General features: G+C 75.0%; 19 protein-coding genes. 12 read left to right on the top strand and 7 right to left on the bottom strand.

Going from position 1 to position 18,510, the window contains the following annotated elements:
• Positions 1-45 precede the first annotated feature (45 nt).
• Positions 46-531, bottom strand: a complete 486-nt coding sequence (ybaK, locus tag FS825_RS07905) for a Cys-tRNA(Pro) deacylase (RefSeq protein ID WP_144711960.1) — start codon at positions 529-531, stop codon at positions 46-48.
• Between the two features lie 67 nt (positions 532-598).
• Between ybaK and FS825_RS07900 the strand changes: the two genes are divergently transcribed.
• Both FS825_RS07900 and FS825_RS07895 read left to right on the top strand, forming a co-directional pair.
• Positions 599-877: a hypothetical protein gene (locus tag FS825_RS07900; protein ID WP_144711958.1), complete on the top strand. Its 279-nt coding sequence runs from the start codon at positions 599-601 to the stop codon at positions 875-877.
• Between the two features lie 67 nt (positions 878-944).
• Positions 945-1,694 (top strand): YidC/Oxa1 family membrane protein insertase, encoded by a 750-nt coding sequence (locus tag FS825_RS07895; RefSeq protein ID WP_144711956.1) that lies wholly within the window; start codon positions 945-947, stop codon positions 1,692-1,694.
• Here the strand turns inward: FS825_RS07895 and FS825_RS07890 are convergent.
• A complete protein-coding gene (locus tag FS825_RS07890) occupies positions 1,691-1,894 on the bottom strand; it encodes a hypothetical protein (RefSeq protein WP_144711954.1) in 204 nt (67 codons plus the stop codon). The genes FS825_RS07895 and FS825_RS07890 overlap by 4 nt on opposite strands.
• Positions 1,895-1,984: 90 nt before the next feature.
• Here FS825_RS07890 and FS825_RS07885 point away from each other — a divergent pair, with 90 nt between their 5' ends.
• Both FS825_RS07885 and FS825_RS07880 read left to right on the top strand, forming a co-directional pair.
• Positions 1,985-2,950, top strand: a complete 966-nt coding sequence (locus tag FS825_RS07885; protein ID WP_144711952.1) for a hypothetical protein — start codon at positions 1,985-1,987, stop codon at positions 2,948-2,950.
• A gap of 235 nt (positions 2,951-3,185) precedes the next feature.
• Positions 3,186-4,550: an MFS transporter gene (locus tag FS825_RS07880; protein ID WP_144711950.1), complete on the top strand. Its 1,365-nt coding sequence runs from the start codon at positions 3,186-3,188 to the stop codon at positions 4,548-4,550.
• 644 nt (positions 4,551-5,194) lie between these two features.
• Here FS825_RS07880 and FS825_RS07875 read toward each other — a convergent pair.
• A complete protein-coding gene (locus FS825_RS07875; protein WP_144711948.1) occupies positions 5,195-7,249 on the bottom strand; it encodes a carboxypeptidase-like regulatory domain-containing protein in 2,055 nt (684 codons plus the stop codon).
• Between the two features lie 115 nt (positions 7,250-7,364).
• Positions 7,365-7,826: an NUDIX hydrolase gene (locus tag FS825_RS07870; protein ID WP_144711946.1), complete on the bottom strand. Its 462-nt coding sequence runs from the start codon at positions 7,824-7,826 to the stop codon at positions 7,365-7,367.
• Between the two features lie 22 nt (positions 7,827-7,848).
• Between FS825_RS07870 and FS825_RS07865 the strand changes: the two genes are divergently transcribed.
• Both FS825_RS07865 and FS825_RS07860 read left to right on the top strand, forming a co-directional pair.
• Positions 7,849-8,691 carry an alpha/beta fold hydrolase gene (locus FS825_RS07865; RefSeq protein ID WP_144711944.1) on the top strand — a complete coding sequence of 281 codons (843 nt, stop codon included), beginning with the start codon at positions 7,849-7,851 and terminating at the stop codon, positions 8,689-8,691.
• A gap of 64 nt (positions 8,692-8,755) precedes the next feature.
• On the top strand, positions 8,756-9,598 hold the full coding sequence (locus tag FS825_RS07860) for a universal stress protein (RefSeq protein WP_144711942.1): 843 nt from the start codon (positions 8,756-8,758) through the stop codon (positions 9,596-9,598).
• Positions 9,599-9,616: 18 nt separating this feature from the next.
• Here FS825_RS07860 and FS825_RS07855 read toward each other — a convergent pair whose 3' ends face one another.
• The 3 genes from FS825_RS07855 to FS825_RS07845 all read right to left on the bottom strand — a co-directional run bounded on the left by FS825_RS07855 (position 9,617) and on the right by FS825_RS07845 (position 12,164).
• Positions 9,617-10,633: an SGNH/GDSL hydrolase family protein gene (locus tag FS825_RS07855; protein WP_144711940.1), complete on the bottom strand. Its 1,017-nt coding sequence runs from the start codon at positions 10,631-10,633 to the stop codon at positions 9,617-9,619.
• Between the two features lie 101 nt (positions 10,634-10,734).
• Entirely contained in the window at positions 10,735-11,091 is a 357-nt protein-coding gene (locus FS825_RS07850) for a PRC-barrel domain-containing protein (protein ID WP_144711938.1), read from the bottom strand.
• Positions 11,092-11,141: 50 nt separating this feature from the next.
• Entirely contained in the window at positions 11,142-12,164 is a 1,023-nt protein-coding gene (locus FS825_RS07845; protein WP_144711936.1) for a glycosyltransferase family 9 protein, read from the bottom strand.
• Between the two features lie 100 nt (positions 12,165-12,264).
• Between FS825_RS07845 and FS825_RS18590 the strand changes: the two genes are divergently transcribed.
• The 6 genes from FS825_RS18590 (at position 12,265) to FS825_RS07820 (ending at position 18,474) form a co-directional block, all read left to right on the top strand.
• Positions 12,265-12,816, top strand: coding sequence for an HAD-IIIA family hydrolase (locus tag FS825_RS18590; protein ID WP_186377132.1), 552 nt, complete (start codon positions 12,265-12,267; stop codon positions 12,814-12,816).
• A gap of 11 nt (positions 12,817-12,827) precedes the next feature.
• Positions 12,828-13,898: a glycosyltransferase family 9 protein gene (locus FS825_RS07840; RefSeq protein WP_186377131.1), complete on the top strand. Its 1,071-nt coding sequence runs from the start codon at positions 12,828-12,830 to the stop codon at positions 13,896-13,898.
• A 67-nt stretch (positions 13,899-13,965) separates the two neighbouring features.
• Positions 13,966-14,967, top strand: coding sequence for a glycosyltransferase (locus tag FS825_RS07835; RefSeq protein WP_144711934.1), 1,002 nt, complete (start codon positions 13,966-13,968; stop codon positions 14,965-14,967).
• The gene (locus FS825_RS07830) at positions 14,964-16,352 is read left to right on the top strand and encodes a glycosyltransferase (protein WP_144711932.1); all 1,389 of its coding nucleotides are present in this window, start codon (positions 14,964-14,966) and stop codon (positions 16,350-16,352) included. Before FS825_RS07835 ends, FS825_RS07830 begins: the two co-directional genes overlap by 4 nt.
• Positions 16,349-16,981: a D-sedoheptulose-7-phosphate isomerase gene (locus FS825_RS07825; protein WP_144711930.1), complete on the top strand. Its 633-nt coding sequence runs from the start codon at positions 16,349-16,351 to the stop codon at positions 16,979-16,981. The genes FS825_RS07830 and FS825_RS07825 overlap by 4 nt, the downstream gene beginning before the upstream one ends.
• Positions 16,978-18,474, top strand: coding sequence for a PfkB family carbohydrate kinase (locus tag FS825_RS07820; protein WP_144711928.1), 1,497 nt, complete (start codon positions 16,978-16,980; stop codon positions 18,472-18,474). The genes FS825_RS07825 and FS825_RS07820 overlap by 4 nt, the downstream gene beginning before the upstream one ends.
• Positions 18,475-18,510: the final 36 nt, after the last annotated feature.

Raw genomic sequence — 18,510 nt, 5'->3', positions numbered from 1 at the left:
TTCCCGGTCGCGGCAGAAACTTGCGGCGACCCGACTCAGGTCGAGTTACGCGCGTGCGATCGGCGCCGCGGTCGCTCCGGTCACCCGGACGAGGTCGGCCGGGGCCACCTCGATGTCGAACCCGCGCCGGCCGCCGGACACGAAGATGCTCGCGTAGGACAGGGCCGACTCGTCGACGACCGTGCGCAGCGCCGTCTTCTGGCCGACCGGGCTGATCCCGCCGACGACGTAGCCGGTGCGACGCTCGGCCAGCGCCGGGTCCGCCAGGGTCGCCTTCTTGCCGCCGCACGCCGCGGCGATGGCCTTGAGGTCGAGCCGGTTCGCCACCGGGACGATCGCCACCGCGAGGGCGCCGTCGACCGAGACCACGAGGGTCTTGAAGACCTGCTCCTCGCGGAGTCCGAGGGCCGCCGCTGCCTCTTCCCCGAAGTTCGTGGCGGTCTCGTGGTGCTCGTACACGTGCGGCGTGTACGGGATCCCCGCCCGCTCGAGGGCGGCGGTCGCTGGGGTGCTCGGCGAACCTGCGGTCATGGGCACGATCCTGCCCTGACCAGCCACTTCCCCACCGACGGCGCGCGGGCGTTACTGTGAACGGACCATGACCGTCGTCGAGCTGTTCCTGCGCGTCACCGCCGCGCTGGTGCTCGGCGACCCCGCCGTCGGTGCCGTGCCGCTCGTCGTCGTCGCGGCCCTCGGGCTCTCCGCGGTGGCCGTCGCCGTCCTCGTCGCCGCGGTGCTCGCGGTCGTGCTCGGGCTCGTCCTGCCCCGACCGGCATCGTCGGACCGGGCCCCGGCCGACCTCGTCACGCGGATCGCGTGGAGTCACCCTGACGCCGACGGGCACGCGCGCGAGCGGGCACCGGGAGTCGTCGCCTGAGGCCCTGACCACCGACCGGTGGCCGGGCCGCACACGCGACCCCTCCCACCGAACCGATCGGAACGTCATGGACATCACCACCCTGCCCCTCGTCGGGCCCCTGCTGCACGCGGGCGCCGACCTCCTCGCCCAGACCGCCGCAGCCCTCTCCCCCGTCGCCGGCGAGTACGCCGCCGCGATCGCCGTCGTCCTGCTCACCCTCGTGGTCCGGGCGGCGCTCGTGCCCCTGTCCGTCCTGCAGGTCCGGGCCGAACGGGACCGTCGGCGGCTCGCTCCCCGGGTCGCCGCGCTGCGCGCCCGGTACGCGAAGGACACCGAGCGGCTGCAGCGGGCGCTGCAGGAGCTGTACACGAACGAGAAGGTGTCGCCGCTCGCGGGGTGCCTGCCCGTGCTCGCCCAGGCGCCGGTGCTCTCGCTCGTCTACGCGCTCTTCACGCACGCGTCGATCGGCGGGACGGCGAACACCCTCCTGTCGGCGACGCTGCTCGGCGTCCCGCTCGGGCACTCCCTGCTGGTCACCGTGACGTCGCCGCTGTGGGTGCACGCCTGGGTCGTCGTGCTGCTGCTGGCGGTGCTCGCCGTGGTCGTCGAGGCCAGCCGGCGGGCGAACGCGCGGTGGAACCCGGTGGTGCCCGCCGCCGGCAAGCCGGCTGCGGGGACGGCAGCCCCTGGTGCCGCGGCCGCCGTGGCCCGGTTCGCGCCGTTCGTCACGGTCGTGTTCGCCGCGATCGCACCGCTCCCCGCCGCGCTGTACGTGGTCACGAGCGCCGCGTGGACCCTCGGCGAACGGGCCGTCCTGCGGCGGGCACTGGCCTAGCCGCCCTGGCCCTCCTGCTGCGGGCCCTGGTCGACCGGGTCGTACTCGGTGCCGCGGCCCTGCTCCTCCTCGGGCAGCGGGACGTGCCGTTCCGTCCCGGCACCACCGGGGCTCGTCGCGACGTAGTCGGCCTCGCCGGACTGCGTGTCATGGCTCAGCGGCTCGAGGGTCTCGGGATCGGGATCGCGCTTCTCGGTCATGGTCCCCGTCTACGCCCCGTGAACTGGGTGAGCGCCTCCACCGTGGCGGTGGGACGATGAGGGATCAGTGCGACCGGACCAGGAGTGCACATGCGCGACGACGACGTGGCAGCGGAGCGAGCACGGCTCGAGGCGATCGCGTGGGGCGGATCGGCGTCCGACTCCGAGGCTGCCGCGGCACGTGCGGCCCTCGAGCAGCTCGGGCGCGGACGGAGGCGTCCGGTTCCGGCTCCGGTGGTCCGGCCGGGAGGCGCGACCCCGCCCGCCCCGCCGGCCCGGCCCTCGAGACGGTCCGGTCGACCGCCGTTGGCCGGGTCGAGCGCGCCGGTTCCGTCGGTCGGTGCCGCAGGGTCGGGAGCTGCGCCCGAGACCGCTGCGTCGGTCCCGGCCGCAGGGTCGGGGGCTGCGCCCGAGTCCGCCGCGGCGGACGGGGACGTCGACGACGTGCGCCACGGCGCGGAGGCGGGGGACGCGGCGGAGCGCTCGCACGAGGCGGACTGGAGGGAGGACGACGGGGGTGCGCCGCGCCTCCAGGACGACAGCTGGCGGACGCGGGTCGTGCGCTCCCTCTCCACGACGCGCCCGCGGGTCTGGATCGCGCTCGGCGTGGCCGCGGCGGTCGGGGTGGCGTTCGCGGCGGGGACGGTGGTCGGGACCTCGCGGCCGGACCCGGCGGCCGCACCGAGCGTGACGCCGACGGCGGGGACCATCACGCTCGAGGACCTGCTCGACGCGCCGCAGACCTACGCGGACCAGCTGCCCGGGCCGGTCGAGGCGCCGGTGAGCCTGCGGACGACGCGGCTCATCTTCTCGAACCGGGAGCTGGACGGCGGATCCCTGCAGACGCCGTGGAGCGTGTGGGCGGGGGTCGGGACGGACCGGTCGACGATCTGCCTGGTGGCGACGGCGAACCGGATCGAGTCGTCGTCGGCCTGCTACCCGCGAACCGACGCCCTGCACGGGTCGGTGTCGCTGTCCGCGCAGTCGATGAGCGGGACGTTGACGCTGACCCTCCGTGGTGGCGGCGTGCAGGGCACGGTCACGAACGAGAACTGATCGGGAATCGTTCGGCGCCGGAGGCGTTGGAGCGCTCCGAGGACTTTCACGGCTGCGCCCCGTGCGTTGCTCCGGTCGCCCGTGCAACACTGGGAGAGCGCACTCGCCGTGGAGTCGTACCCGAACAACACCACACACCACAGCGAGCGCGCCCCGCCGACCGGCCCCGTCCGGATCCTCGACGTCCCGTCGGCACCGACGCGCGCTCCGCCGTTCCCCGGAGGAGGTCAGCAGCGTGTCCACCAACACCATCACCACCTCGGCCGTGTCGACGAACACGCGGCCGATCACCGTCACCAGTCAGTCCGTCGTCGGCATCGCCGTGCTCGGGCTGGCCACGTTCTTCGCCATCACCACCGAGCTCATGCCGGTCGGGTTGCTCGGCACCATGAGTGCCGACCTCGGCGTGACCGAGTCGACCATGGGCATCGTCATCACGGTGTACGCCGCGGCCGTCGCGCTGCTCGCCCTGCCGCTGACGTCGCTCACGGCCCGACTCCCCCGCAAGACCGTCCTCGTGTCGACCCTCGTCGGGTACACGGTGTCGAACGTGATGATCGCGCTCGCGCCGTCCTTCGCGGTGGTCTGCGCCGGCCGGGTCGTCGGGGGTGTGGCGCACGCGCTGTTCTTCTCGGTCGCGTCCGCCTACGCCACCCGGATCGTGCCGCCGCGACTGGCCGGCCGGGCGATCGCGTTCGTGTACTCCGGCAGCTCGCTCGGGTTCGTCATCGGCGTGCCCGTCGCCACCTGGGTCGGGCAGTCGATCGGCTGGCGGCCGGCGGTGGGTGCCGTGGCCGTGGCGGCGGCCGTGCTCGCGGTCGTGGCGCTGCTGTTCCTGCCGAGCGTCCGCGGCGCCGCGTCCCCGCACATCGGCTCGCCGAAGGCCTGGGCACGGACCGGCTTGCTCTCCGTCGTCGTGGCGGACCTGCTGCTGTTCGCCGGGCACTACATCGTCTACACGTACATCGGCCCGTACGCGATCGACGCCGGCCTCGACGCGGGCATGGTGAGCGGGGCGCTGCTCGTCCTCGGTGCGACCGGGGTCGTCGGACTCTGGCTCGCCGGGATGTTCGTCGACCGGGCTCCCCGGCAGACGCTCATCACCGCCGTCGCAGCGATGGCCGCAGCGATCGCCACGCTGCCGTTCGTGCACGGCTCCCTGCTCGGCACGATGGTCGTCGCCGGGGTGTGGATGGCGGCCAACGGGACCACGGGGACGCTCTTCATGGCCGCGGCGATCCGGACCGGCGGCGTCTCCCCCGACATCGCGGGAGCGCTCGTCAACGGGGCGTCGAACATCGGCATCGCGGGCGGTGCGGCCATCGGCGGGCAGGCGCTCGGGCTCGTCGGGCTGCAGTGGATGCCGCTCGCCGGGGCGGCGGTGCTGCTCGGGTCGCTCGGGGTGGTCGTCGTGGCGCGGCGGGGCTTCCCGGTGCACTCGCACGTGCAGGAGCACCTGTCGACGTCGTCGATCGAGGCGATCACGTCGTCGTTGGCGGTGGTCACGACCTCGGTGCCCGTGGTGTCGCGGGCGATCCAGACGCTGACCGGGTCGGTGGCCGTGTCGACAGGGTCCGTGCCGGCGCGCCGGCGGCGCTGAGGCCGCGGGCCGGCGCGCGGCCGGGGTCCGGCGGGGGCTTCGCCGAGCGGGCAATTTCCGTCCCGCTCGGCGCGCCCGCACGGCAGGTTCTGCCCGTTCGGCGCCGTGCAGGCGGCGTGTTGTGCCCGCTCGGCGGGCCGGCGGGGCTGGCCCGGACCCGCTCCCGCGCTCGCGCCCGGGTCAAAGGAGGTTCGGCGAGCGGGCGATTTGTGGCCCGGTCGGGGCGTGCGGGCGATAAGTTCTGCCCGCTCGGCGCCGTGCAGGCGGCGTGTTGTGCCCGTTCGGCGGGCCGGCGGGGCGGACCTCGGGCCCGCGCCCGGGTCCGGGTCCGGGTCCGAGGAGGTGGCCGAGCGGGCGATTTGTGGCCAGGTCGGGGCGTGCGGGCGGCGGGTTCTGCCCGCTCGGCGCCGTGCAGGCGGCGTGTTGTGCCCGTTCGGCGCCGCGGGAAGGCCGACGGGCGGGGACCACCTCGGGCCGAACCCGGGCCCGCGCGCGGGGCCCCCGGGGGGGGGGGGGGGTCGGCGAGCGGGCGATTTGTGGCCCGGTCGGGGCGTGCGGACGGCGTGTTGTGCCCGTTCGGCGGCTCGCGGGCGGCGTGTTGTGCCCGTTCGGCGCCGCGGGCGGCGGGCGGCGGGCGGGGCGGGTCAGTCCTGCAGGTGGGAAGTGCGGCGGCGGTTGCGGACCGATCGGAAGACCAGCAGCCCCGCGCCGACGAGCACGAGCACGCCCGCGGCGATGAGCCCCGGCGTCAGGTCGGCGCCGGTGTACGCCAGTGCCCCTCCCGTCGTCGATCCGCCGTCCGAGGAGACCGGGGTCGTCCCGGTACCGCCCCCTCCAGGCGGCGTCGGCGCGGGAGCCGACGGGGTGGGCGTCGGCGTCTGCGCCGGCGGGACCACGGCGGCCGGCACGGTGAACGAGAGGGCCGCGGGGGCCGCACCGCTCTCCGGCGTGGTGATCGTCTGCGGGTCCGCTCCGTCGACGGCGACCGTGTACTCGGACGTGGGTGCGAGTCCGGTGAGGTCGAACGTCCCGTCGGTCCCCGTGGTCGTCCGCACCGGAGCGCCTGCGTCCGGGTCGGTCGGGGTCGCGACGACGGCAGCGCCCGCGACCGGGTCCCCGTTCGTGTCCGTCACCGTGCCGGCCTGGGAGGTCGTGATGACCGCCGGAGCGGCCGGGGTGACGAACGGCAGATCGGACTCGGCGCTCGCGCCGGCAGTGACGACGACCCCGGTGTTCTCGGTCGGGCCGGTCGCTCCCGTCGCGGGGACGGTCGTGCGGACCGTGTACGTCCCTCCGACCGTGGCGAACGTGTAGCGACCGGCGGCGTCCGTCGTGGTGGAGCCGACGACCGTCGTCCCGTCGAGGAGTTCGACCACCTGACCGGCTCCCACCGGTTCGCCGTCGAGGGTGACCACGCCGGTGACGGTCGCGATGACCGCGGGCGGCGCGACGATCGGCGTGATCGCTGCGGGCGGGGCGTCGGCGGCACCGGTGGTGATGGGGGTGGGGTCCTCGCCGCCGACCGCGACGCCGAGGTCGGTGTCCGGGGGCAGGTCGGCGCCGGTGTAGACGCCGTCGGTGTTGGTCACGGTGTCCACGAGGGTGGTGCCGTCGTCGTCGGTGATGACCACCGGGACGTTCGACACCGGTGTGCCGTCCTCGTCGGTGACGGTACCGATCACGGCCACCGTCGCGGGCGGGGAGGTGAACGGGAAGTCGACGACGGCGTCTGCTCCACCGGCGACCGTGTTGAGCGAAGCAGTCCCGGACGCGGTGCCGTCGGCGTTCGGCGGCGCCGTGACCTCGACGGTGTAGCCGCCGATCACCGGCAGCTGCGGGAACGAGTACGTGCCGTCGGCCGCCGTGGTCGTCGTGTACACCGTGCCGCGCGGCGCGGTGACGGTGACGGTCGCGCCGGGGATCGGCGTCCCGTCGAGCGTCGCGGTGCCGCGGAGCTCGGCGGTGCGGTTCGCGAACCAGGTCTGGTAAACGGGGAACCCGCTGCGCTGCTGGTACGTGATCGTCAGGGAGTCGAGCGGCACGGTCGGCGTGAACCAGGCGGTCGCACCCGAGGTGTCGTTCGCTGCGGCGTTGCCCGTGAGGGTCCGCGTGGCCTCGTTCCAGGTCGGGGTGTCCTGTCCGGCGGGAACGCCTCCCGGGTCCGCCGGGCACGACCATCCGCCGGGCGACACCGACGAGCACGAGTTGTACGAGCTCTGGTAGCCGAGCTGGGCTGCGGTCGCCGGAGCGCCGCCCTGCACCGTCGCGGCGATCGTCGCCTGGTCGGCGTCGATGTCACCGAGCACGAACGACCAGCTGCCGTTGCCCGGCGTGGGTTCGGCGAACGTGTACGTGGTCGTGGACGCCGCGGCCGGGTTCGCCGAGTCGGCGGTCGGCCGCTGGTTCATGTACGTGCTGCCCTTGCTCGACCCGTAGGCCCCACCCGGACCCGTCGACGGTCCCTGCCACGTCGACGCACCGCTGATCACGGTGGACTGCCGGGAGTTCGAGGTGAACGTCGTCTCCGGGAACCCGGGCAGGGTCATCGTCCCGGTGTAGGCCTTGCTCGAACCGCTGAGGGTGAAGGTGCCCCAGTGCCCGGCCGGCGCGGCCGACGCGCTCGTGGCGCCCCCGATCGCCAGACCCGCTCCGAGGACCAAGCCCATCGCCCCTGCGATGAGCGTGCGTCGACGCCGCATGCGAAACTCCCCTGCTCCGACGCCGCCACACCACGACGTCCGCTCAGGCTAGCCACGGAGCGCGGAGCCCGTCCAGACCGGTACGCGTTCGTGACCGACACCGTCGTACGGCGGATCACGACGACAGGTGCTCGAGCAACCGGTCGAGCGCAGGAACCTGCCCCGCGACGAGCAGGGTCCGGGCCTCGTCGATCGGCACCCAGCGCGCGTCGTCGACCTCGGGCACCTCGACGAACCGGCCGGACCCCCGCGGCAGTTCGAGCCGCACGGTGTTCGACCGCACGGCGTCGACCGCGAACGACGGCGCTGCGAGAGCGAAGACCCGCACACGTTTGCCCGACGCCTGCCGGTGCTCCCCCAGGTCGGTCACCTCGCCGTCCGGCGCGGGCACGCCGATCTCCTCGGCGAACTCGCGGCGTGCCGTGTCGAGCGGCTCCTCGGCCCCCTCGACCAGTCCCTTCGGGATCGACCACGCCCGTGGCCGACCGCGCCAGAACGGGCCGCCCATGTGCGCGACGAACACCTCGGGCCCGGCCTCCCCGGACCGGTACAGCAGCAGTCCCGCGCTCGTCACCACGCCCCGAGGCTACGCTCGCCGCATGGAGCACCTCGTCCTCCGCGACGGCCGGACGGTCCTCGTCGACGACACCGCCGTCGGCCCCGACGACGACCGGCCCGTGCTCGTCTGGCACCACGAGACCCCGCACACCGGCCGGATCCTCGACCCGATCCGTGCGGCGGCCGACGCGCGCGGATTGCGGGTCATCGCGCTGACCCGGCCCGGCTTCGGCGGCGCGGATCCCCTCCCCGGCCGCGACGTGGCTGCCGGAGCACGGGACCTCGCCGAGGTCCTCGACGGCCGCGGGACCGCCCGCGGCACCAACCGGGCGGTCGTGCTCGGCGGTTCCGGCGGGGGTCCGCACGCCCTCGCGGCCGCCGCGCTCCTGCCGGACCGGGTCGCCGCCGCGGCCGTGTTCGCGTCGCCGGCACCGTTCGCGGACACGCCGGCCTGGTGGGACGGGATGGCGGACGACGGCGGCCTGCGGTCGGCACGTGCCGGACGGGAGGCGCGGATCGCCTGGGGCGCGTCGGCCGCGTTCGACCCCGCGCAGTTCGTCGACGCTGACTGGACGGCGCTCGACGGGGACTGGGCCGCGCTGGGTCGGGACGCGTCGGCGGCGGCCGAGCCGGGCCTCCTGGGTGCTGCCGACGACGACGTGGCGTTCGTGACGGACTGGGGCTTCCGCCTGGCCGACGTGCGGTGCCCGGTCCTCGTCGTCCAGGGCGGCCGCGATCGCGTCGTCCCCGCTGCCCACGGCCAGCTGCTCGCGGACGCCCTGCCGACGGCGACGCTCGACGAGCGGCGCGCGGACGGGCACGTGTCGGTGCTCTCGGGCGTTCCCCAGGCGATGGACCGGCTCGTGGCCGCCGCGCGGGAGTAGTTTGCGTCGCAAGGAGCGCCATGGCGACGCCCCCGGAGGACCCCGGACGAGGAGGTCGATCGGGATGGACGAACGGTGGACGACGGTCACCCTGGCTGCCGACGCGGCGAAGCCGCACGAGGAAGCCCTGCACTGGGTGACGAGCCGGCTCGGCACGGACGTGGAACGTGTCCGGGTGATCGGGGTGGACCCGGCGATCGAGCGACGGGTCGGCCCGGACGGCAAACGGGTCGCCGATGCCCTGGCCGAAGCCGTGCACGACGCCCTGCCGGACGCCCGCGTGGAGATCCGACGGCACGCCGGCCCCTTCGCGGCGGCACTCGTCGAGGAGTCCGACGACGGGGACCTCCTCGTCATCGGGACGTTCCGGAGCCGCCGGGGTTCCACGGCTGGCGGCGACCCGGCGCGCGTGGCGGAACGCGCGGCCGTCCCGACGGTGGTCGTGCCCGACGGTCCGCACCCGATCGACGGCGACGTCGTCCTCGCGGTCGAGGAACCCGTCGACGACCGGGCGGTCGCGATCGCCGTGCACGAGGCCCACCGACGGAACCGCCGCGTGACCCTGCTCCGCGCGTGGGAGATGCCGGTCCTCACGCGCACGGGACTGACCGACTTCGCCGAGGACCCGCTGCGGTGGCGGAGCAGGAACGCCGAGCTGCTGCAGCGCGTGACGGCCGACCTCACGGCGCGGTACCCGGACGTCCGCTTCCACCCGCTGCTCGTCGAGGGGCACCCGGGGCACGCGATCGCGTCGCACACCCGTCACGCCTCGCTCGTCGTCCTCGGACTCGGACACGTGCGGGCGCTGTCGGGCTCGTTGCTGCACGACGTCCTGCGCGAGAGCGTGTCGCCGGTGTGCGTCGTCCCGCCGGCCGCGCACACGGAACCCGTCGGCGTCAGCGCCTGACCGGGGCAGGGCCCGGCGCTACCCGGCGAGGGCGCGCGTCGCCGCCGCCACACGCTTCGTGAGGTACGCGACGCCGCGCTGGTTCGGGTGCAGGGCGCCGGGTTCGAGGTCGATCCGTCGGAGGTCACCGGTGCCGTCGAGCGAGACGCCCGAGACGTAGGGACGCTTCGTCGCGCACGCCGAGTGCGCCTGGGTGCTGTCGAACACGTCGACGAACCGCACCCCGGCCGCGCGCGCTGCGGACTCCGACACGTCGTTCAGCGCCGCCTGGACGCCGTGCAGGTACCGGACGTCGGTGTTCGTGAACGGGTACGAGTCCGTCGGGAAGGACCCGGTGAGCGTGCCGAGGTCGAGCGCCGAACGGAAGCAGCCACCCTTCGGTGTGTGGTCGGCGTCCGGGAAGATGGCCGGGTACCCGAGGAACACGATGACGGCGTTCGGTGCCGCGGCCTTGACGTCGGCCAGGGTCTCCGCGATGCCGAGCGCCACCCGCGACTGGATCTTCGCGCCCAGCTGGTCCACGCCGTCGGACACCAGGGTGCTCCGGCACGACGGCGCGTCCCGGCCGGAGAAGACCGGACCCTTCGCCGACAGCGCCAGGCACGACGCTGCCGTCCCGAACAGGTCGGCGTCGTTCCCGCCGATCGTCAGGGTCACGAGCCGCGTGCGCTCCGACAGCGCCCGGACCTGCGGCGGCACGCCCCGGAACTGGAACCCCGTCGTCACGACCTTGCTGGTCGCCCCGGCGCAGGTGACGTCGGTCAGGGCGAGGCCGAACCGCGCCGCGATCCGGTGCGGGTAGTCCTGCGCGGACTGGCCGCACGCTGCGGTCGGCAGTCGGGTGGGGTCGGCGAGCCCGTACCCGGCCGAGTAGGAGTCGCCGAGCGCGACGTACTCGCTGCCGACCGGGACGTCGGCGAGGACCTCGGCCGGCGCCGAGGTCGACGGGTACGGCGCCGGCACCGGCCACATCGGGGCGGCCGACGCGGCCCCGCCGCCGGCGATCGAGCCCGCGAGCACGACGAGCACCGCCACCGCGGCGAGCAGCGTCGAGCGGACGGGTCGGAGCAGGGTCGGCCTCCAGGGTTGGGTCGGACGGACCAGGCTAACGCAGCCCTCCTGACGGCCGCCGGTGCTCAGCGACGACCGAGTCGGCGCTCGCCCCCGCTCCCGGTGCGGTACTCCAGGCCGTAGTGCTGGAACAGCTCCGGCTCGAGGGCCGCGTCGAGCTCGCCGTCGGTCGCGATCGTCGGGGCGTCCTTGACGACCTTCTTCGCGTACGCGACGCGCAGGTGCTTCGGTGCGACGAGCGCGCCGGCGAGGGGCACGAACACGAGCTTCTGGAACCCGACAAGGCCGGTCGTCACCGCGCCGAACGCGGGCTCCGACGTCGCGGTGTCGTAGTAGATGCTCTCCAGCGTCCCGACCTTGTCGTCGGCCTCGTCCACGACCGGCAGACCGATCCAGTCCCGGATGTTCGCAGCTTCGAACACGTGTGCCTCCTCGCGAGGACCCGGCACGTCCGGGTCGCTCGACGCCGACGCTACCGGCCGGCGGTGGGACCGGTCACGGCCTCCGCGGGCCGCTCGGGCGCGTCGCCGGCGGCCACGACCCCGAGGCGGTCGACGGCGGCGAGCACGTCCTCCGGTCCGATCGCGAGCAGTGCGGGGTCGGGGTCGTCGGCGAAGACGTCGCCCCGACGCACCGACGCGTCGGTGAGCACGACGTGCGGCCCGGACGCCGGCGGCCCCCAGGCCTCGGGCGGCGCCGGACCGAACACGACGACCGACGGGATCCCGTAGGCGGACGCGAGGTGCGCCGCCCCGGTGTCGACGGTCACGACGAGGCGGGCGGCGGCGATGACCCCCGCGAACTCCTGCAGGGCCAGGCGGTCGGCCAGGACCGCCTCCGGCGCGAGCCCGGCCGCCTGCGCGACGGCGGCGGCGCGCTCGACGTCGTCCGCGCCTCCCGTCAGCACCACGTCGAGACCGCGCTCCCGCAGCCCGCGCACCACCTCGGCGAAGCGGTCCGTCGGCCAGTGCCGTGCACCGTGGAAGGCACCGACGTGCACGACGGCCGCACCGGCGACCGCCGGCGGAGCCGCGGGACGGGCGATGCCGACATCGTCCGGGTCGGCGGGGATGCCGTGCCACTCGAGCAGCCGCGCCCAGCGCTCCCGCTCGTGCACCGCGTCCGGCCACTCCGGCCCGGCGAAGCCGTTGGAGGGGTCTGCATGGCCGATCACCCGACGGGCTCCGAGCGCGGCGACGAGGTCGGAGGACTCCGGACCGGCGCCGTGCAGGTTCACGGCGACGTCGACCGCTCCGGCCGGGACGCCGATCGGGTGGTCCAGCCCGTGCTGGGCGAGGTGCACGTCGACGGGCACCAACTCGACGACCGGCGCGAGCCACGCGGTCGTCGCGAGCGTGATGCGGTGGTCGGGGAAGGCGCGGCGGAGGGCGTGCAGGGCCGGGACGGCGACGAGGAGGTCGCCGAGCTTGATGGCACGGAGCACGAGCAGCTCGGGGCGCCCGTCGGACGGAGGGAGGGTGTCGACGGCGGTCACCGCCGAGACGGTAGTCGCACGCCACCGTGCGCGGACGCGGGAGCGCGCTCCCCGGCTGTTCCTGAGGCGACGCCCGGCCGCCGACCAGTACTCGGGGAGCATGGCCCTCGCACCCGACCGCACCGTCCGCGGTCTCCTCTTCGACCGTGACGACACCCTGGTGATCGACGTTCCGTACAACGCCGACCCGCACCGTGTCGTGCCGGTCCCGGGGGCTCGCCGTGCGGTCGAGCGGGCCCGGGCTGCCGGGCTCGTGCTCGGCGTCGTGACCAACCAGTCCGTGATCGACAAGGGCCTGGCCACCCGCGAGCAGGTCGACGCCACGAACGCGCGCGTCGACGAGCTCGTCGGACCGTTCGACGTGTGGTGCGTGTGCCCGCACGACGCCGAGGACGACTGCGCCTGCCGGAAGCCGCGGCCGGGCATGGTCCTCGAAGCGGCGGAGCGACTCGGCGTACCGGCCGGCGAGCTCGTCGTCATCGGGGACATCGGCGCCGACGTCGGTGCGGCACTCGCCGCGGGCGCCCAGGCCGTGCTCGTGCCCACGCCCAGGACCCGGCAGGAGGAGGTCGACGCGGCGCCGACCGTCGCCGGCTCCCTCGACGAGGCGGTCGGACTCGTCCTCGCCCACGTGCCCGCGGTGCGTCCGTGAGCGGTGGGGCGTTGCCGCGCGTCCTCGTCGTCCGGCTCGACTCCTTCGGCGACGTGCTCGTCGCGGGACCAGCCGTCCGGGCCGTCGCGGCGGGTGCCTCGCACGTCACGATGCTCTGCGGACCGCAGGGCGCCCCCGCCGCCGGCCTCCTGCCCGGCATCGACCAGGTGCGGGTCTGGGCGGCGCCGTGGGTCACCGAGACGGCACGACCCATCGACGACACGCTGCTCGGCGAGTTCCGTGCCCTCGTCACCGAGGTGCAACCGGACGAGGCCGTCGTCCTGACCTCCTTCCACCAGTCGCCGCTGCCGGTCGCCCTGCTCCTCCGGCTCGCCGGGGTACGGCGGGTGAGCGGGGCGAGCGTCGACCACCCCGGGTCGCTGCTGGACGTGCGGCTCCGTCCCGGCGAGGACCTGCCCGAGGACGTGCCGGAGCCGGAGCGCGCGCTCCGGATCGCGGAAGCGGCCGGGTTCCGGCTGCCGCCGGGCGACGACGGGAGGCTCGGTGTGCGTCAGGACGCCGACCTCCTCCCCGAGATCGCCGCGTTGGACCGGTACGTGGTCGTGCACCCCGGTGCGAGCGTCCCGGCCCGTTCGTGGCCCGAGGACCACCACCGCGCGCTCGTCGCCGCGTACGCCGAACGCGGTACCCCGGTCGTCGTCACCGGCTCGCCGGGCGAGGCCGCGCTCACCGCGTCCGTCGCGGGTGACACCGGGATCGACCTCGGCGGCCGCACCAGCCCCGCCGAGCTCGCGGCCGTCCTCGCCGGTGCCGAGGTCGTCGTCGTCGGCAACACCGGCCCCGCGCACCTCGCCGCCGCGGTCGGCGTGCCGATCGTCAGCCTGTTCTCCCCCGTGGTCCCTGCCGTGAAGTGGGCGCCGTACGCGCCGCTCGTCGAACTGCTCGGCGACCAGAGCGCCGCGTGCCGGCTCAGTCGGGCCCGTGAGTGCCCCGTGCCCGGGCACCCGTGCCTGTCCACGGTGCGCGTCGAGGACGTCCTCACTGCGCACGAACGCCTGCTGGACCGCGCTTCCCGGATGGCGGGGAGAAGTCTGCGGGGAGCCCCAGACGGCGCTGCGTAGCGTGCCCGACTGCTCCTCCTTCTTCTCCTCCTCCTGCTCCTCCTCGCACCCGACCGGAAGGCCCAGCATGCGGATCCTCGTGTGGCACGTGCACGGCGGCTGGATGGACGCCTTCGTCCGCGGCCCGCACGAGTACCTCATCCCCACCACCCCGGCACGCGACGCCTGGGGGCTCGGTCGAGCCGGTCGCGACTGGCCGGACAGCGCGATCGAGATCGACCCCGCCGACGTCGCCGACGCCGAGGTGGACGTGGTCGTGCTGCAGCGCACGGACGAGCTCGACGAGGCCCGACGACTGCTCGGCGGCCGGGACGTCCCGATGGTCTTCGTCGAGCACAACGCCCCGCGCGTCGACGTGCCGAACAGCCTGCACCCGATGCGCGACCGGGACGACCTGACGATCGCGCACGTGACGCACTGGAACGCGCTGATGTGGGACTGCGGCTCCACCAGGACGACCGTCGTCGAGCACGGCGTCGTCGACCCCGGGCCGCTGTACACCGGGTCGCTCGAGCGGCTGGGCGTCGTCATCAACGAACCCGTCCGGCGGAACCGCGTCGTCGGCACCGACCTGCTCCCCCGCTTCGCCGAGGTGATGCCGGTCGACCTCTGGGGCATGGGCACCGACCGGCTGCCCGAGCTCGGCTTCGGCGACCGGGTCGTGGCGCAGGGCGACGTCCCCGCCGACCCGATGCACCGTGCGCTCGCCGAACGCCGCGCGTACGTGCACCCGAACCGCTGGACGTCCCTCGGACTGTCCCTCATCGAGGCGATGCACATGGCGATGCCGGTGCTGGTGCTCGCGACGACGGACGCGCCCCGGACGGTCCCGGCCGACGCCGGCGCGATCGCGACGGACGTCGAGGAGTTGGTCCGCGCCTCCAGGACGCTCCTGGGAGACCCGGAGGAGGCCCGCAGGCGCGGAGCCGTCGCCCGTGAGGCCGCGCTGGCGCGGCACGCGCTCGGCCGCTTCACCGCCGACTGGGACGACCTGCTCGACGACGCCGTCACACGGGGTGCGCGTCGGAACCGTGCGGCGGCAGCCGCGCTGGAAGGGAGTGTGCGATGAGGATCGCGATGGTGTCCGAGCACGCGAGTCCGCTCGCCGTGCTCGGCGGAGTGGACGCCGGCGGGCAGAACGTGCACGTGGCCGAGCTCTCCGGAGCGCTCGCAGACCGCGGGCACCAGGTGACCGTGTACACGCGGCGCGACGACGCCGCGCAGCCGGTCCGCGTGCTGCTGCGACCGGGTGTCGAGGTCGTGCACGTCGACGCCGGGCCCGCCCGCGCCGTCCCGAAGGACGAGCTGTTCCCGTACATGGGCACGTTCGCGTCGGTGCTCGCGGCGGAGTGGTTCGTCGAGCGGCCGGACGTCGTGCACGCCCACTTCTGGATGTCCGGGCACGCGGCGCTCGACGCCGTGGCACAGGTCCAGGCGCGCACCGGGGGCGTCCGGATCCCGGTCGTCCAGACCTTCCACGCGCTCGGCGTGGTGAAGCGGCGGCACCAGGGCGCCGCCGACACGAGCCCCGCGGAACGCGAGTGGGTCGAACCCGCCGTCGGCCGGAGCGTCGACCAGGTCGTCGCCACCTGCTCGGACGAGGCGTTCGAACTGAAGACACTCGGGGTCCCCCTCCACCGGATCTCGGTCGTGCCGTGCGGCGTCGACGTGGCGCTCTTCCAGCCGGCCGGACCGGACGCATCGGGTGAGCCGGGTGCGGACCTGCCCGTCGAGGAGCGCGGCCGGACCCACCGGGTCCTCACCGCGTCGCGCCTCGTCCGCCGCAAGGGCGTCGGGACGACCATCGCCGCGCTCGCCGCACTCGTGGCCGAGGGCCGCGACGTCGAACTCGTGGTCGTCGGCGGCGCCGGGACCGCCGGCTCCGACCTCGCTGACGACCCGGAGTACCAGCGGCTCGACGCCCTCGCACGCTCCCTCGGGGTCCGCGACCACGTCACCTTCCGCGGGCAGCTCGCCCAGCACGAGATGCCCGCCGTCTACCGGAGCGCCGACGTCGTCGTGTGCGCCCCATGGTACGAGCCGTTCGGGATCGTGCCGCTCGAGGCGATGGCCTGCGGGCGACCCGTCGTCGCGTCGAGCGTCGGCGGCCTGATCGACACCGTGGTCGAGGACGCCACCGGCCTGCACGTCCCACCGCGGGACGAAGCGGCCGTCGCGGCCGCCGTCGGTGGACTCCTCGACGACCCGGAGCGCCGGGAGGCCTACGGCCGGGCCGGACGCGAACGCGCCGAGACCCGCTACACGTGGCAGAAGGTCGCCGCGGACAGCGAGCGGGTCTACGACCGACTCATCGCGGGCACCGCCGGAGCCGGCAGTGCCGGTGCGGTCAGCGCCGGATCCGGCGCCGGGTCCGCCGCGGCAGCCGGCACCCGCAGCACCCGATCGGGGCGGACCGTCCGCGCCGGCCAGTCGACCGAGAGGACCGCACGATGACCATCGAGCAGCAGACCGGGACCGTCGGCGGGGACACCGCCACGGAGTCCGCGAGCGTGCGGGTCGTGCTCGACCACGTCGCCGCCTCCGTCCCGGTGATCGCGTCCCTCGTCGACCACCGGGACCGGATCGCCGACTGGGCCGACGACATCGCCGCGCGACTCGTCGCCGGACGACGTCTCCTCGCCGCGGGCAACGGCGGATCGGCAGCCGAGGCGCAGCACCTCACGAGCGAGCTGACCGGACGCTTCGACGGCGACCGTCCCGCGTACTCCGCGATCTCCCTGCACGCGGAGTCCTCCGCCGTCACGGCGATCGGGAACGACTACGGCTACGACCAGGTGTTCGCGCGGCAGGTGTCGGCACACGCCCGCGCCGGTGACGTCGTCGTGCTCCTCAGCACGAGTGGGAAGAGCCCGAACCTGCTCCGCGCCGCCGAGGCCGCGCGTGCCGTGGGTGCCCGTGCGATCGCGATGACCGGGCCCCGACCCAATCCCCTCGCCGAGGCGGTCGACGACGCGATCTGCATCGACGGTCCGTCCGCGAACGTGCAGGAGGCGCAGCTCGTCCTCGTGCACGCCCTGTGCCGGGCCATGGAGCCCGCCCTCCGCCGGGGCGGACGCCGATGAGCGCCGGTCGCGCCGCAGCGGGTCGCGCCGCGGGCGCGGGTCGCGCCGCCGCGGGTCGCGCCGCGGGTGCTGCTCCGCTCCGGATCGCCGTGGTCGGTGACACCCTGCTCGACGTGGACGTGTCCGGCACCAGCGAACGGCTCAGCCCGGACGCCCCGGTCCCCGTCGTCGACGTCCGGACCGACGACCGCCGTGCCGGTGGCGCGGGCCTGGTCGCCACGATGCTCACCCGGGACGGGCACGACGTCACCCTCGTCACCGTCCTGAGCGACGACGACCGCGCGACCGAGATCCGGGACCTGCTGCCCGGCGTCCGCGTCGTCGCCGGCCCCTCCGGCGTCGCGACCCCGGTGAAGACGCGGGTGCGGGTCGCCGAGCACGCGCTCGTCCGCATCGACGAGGGCTGCGCGACCCCGCCCGTCCCCGAGGCCACCGACGCCATGCTCGCCGCGTTCGAGGACGTCGACGCGGTCGTCGTCGCCGACTACGGCCGCGGCGTCGCCGCCGCGCCGGCCCTGCGCGAGGTGCTCGCCCGGGTCGCCGAGACGGTGCCCGTCGTGTGGGACCCGCACCCCAAGGGCGCCGCACCGGTACCCGGCATCGCCGTGGCGACCCCGAACTCCGCCGAGGCCCGGCGCTTCACCGAGATCACCGGCGAGGGCGTCCCGTTCGCCGCCGAGGCCGCCGCAGCCCTCGTCGAGGCGTGGGGCGTCGAGGCCGTCGCCGTGACGCTGGGCGACCGCGGCGCACTCGTCGCGAGCACCCGCGGCCGGACCGGCAGCGCAGGCGGCGTGCCTGACGGCGCGTCCGTCGCGCTGGACAGCCGCTTCGTCCCCGCACCGTCCGTCACCGCCGGCGACCCCTGCGGCGCCGGCGACCGGTTGGCGGCCGGCGTTGCCGTGGCACTGGCCTCCGGGGTCGAACTCGCCGACGCCGTCGCCGCCGGGGTGACCGCCGCCTCCGAGTACCTCGCCGCCGGTGGCGTCACTGCGCTCTTCGCCGACGACGGACCCGCACCCGTGCAGGTGCCCGGCGCCGACCGGGACGCACTGCGCGTCGTGCACGAGGTCCGGAGCGCCGGCGGGACCGTCGTCGCCACCGGCGGCTGCTTCGACCTCCTGCACGCCGGGCACGCCCGGACGCTGTCGGCAGCCCGCGCGCTCGGTGACTGCCTGGTGGTCTGCCTCAACTCGGACGACTCCGTGCGCGCGCTCAAGGGTCCCGACCGGCCGATCATGAGCCAGGACGACCGCGTCGAGCTCCTCCTCGCGCTGGACTGCGTCGACGCCGTCGTCGTGTTCGACGAGCACACCCCCGACGAGGCCCTGCGCCGGTTCCGCCCCGACGTGTGGGCGAAGGGCGGCGACTACACCGCGAGCGAGCTCCCCGAGTCCGCCACCCTCGCCGAGTGGGGCGGCCGTGTCGTCACGGTGCCGTTCCACCCTGGTCGGTCCACCACCCGCCTCGCCGCAGCACTCGCGGCCGTCGGCTGACCCCGCGCCCGCGCGCTCCACAGATCCCCTACGGAA

It is taken from the genome of Curtobacterium pusillum (assembly GCF_007680845.1).
Classification (GTDB): Bacteria; Actinomycetota; Actinomycetes; order Actinomycetales; family Microbacteriaceae; genus Curtobacterium; species Curtobacterium pusillum_B.
The sequence above is the reverse complement of the archived record's forward strand: the minus strand, read 5'-3'. Positions and strand labels throughout refer to the sequence as shown.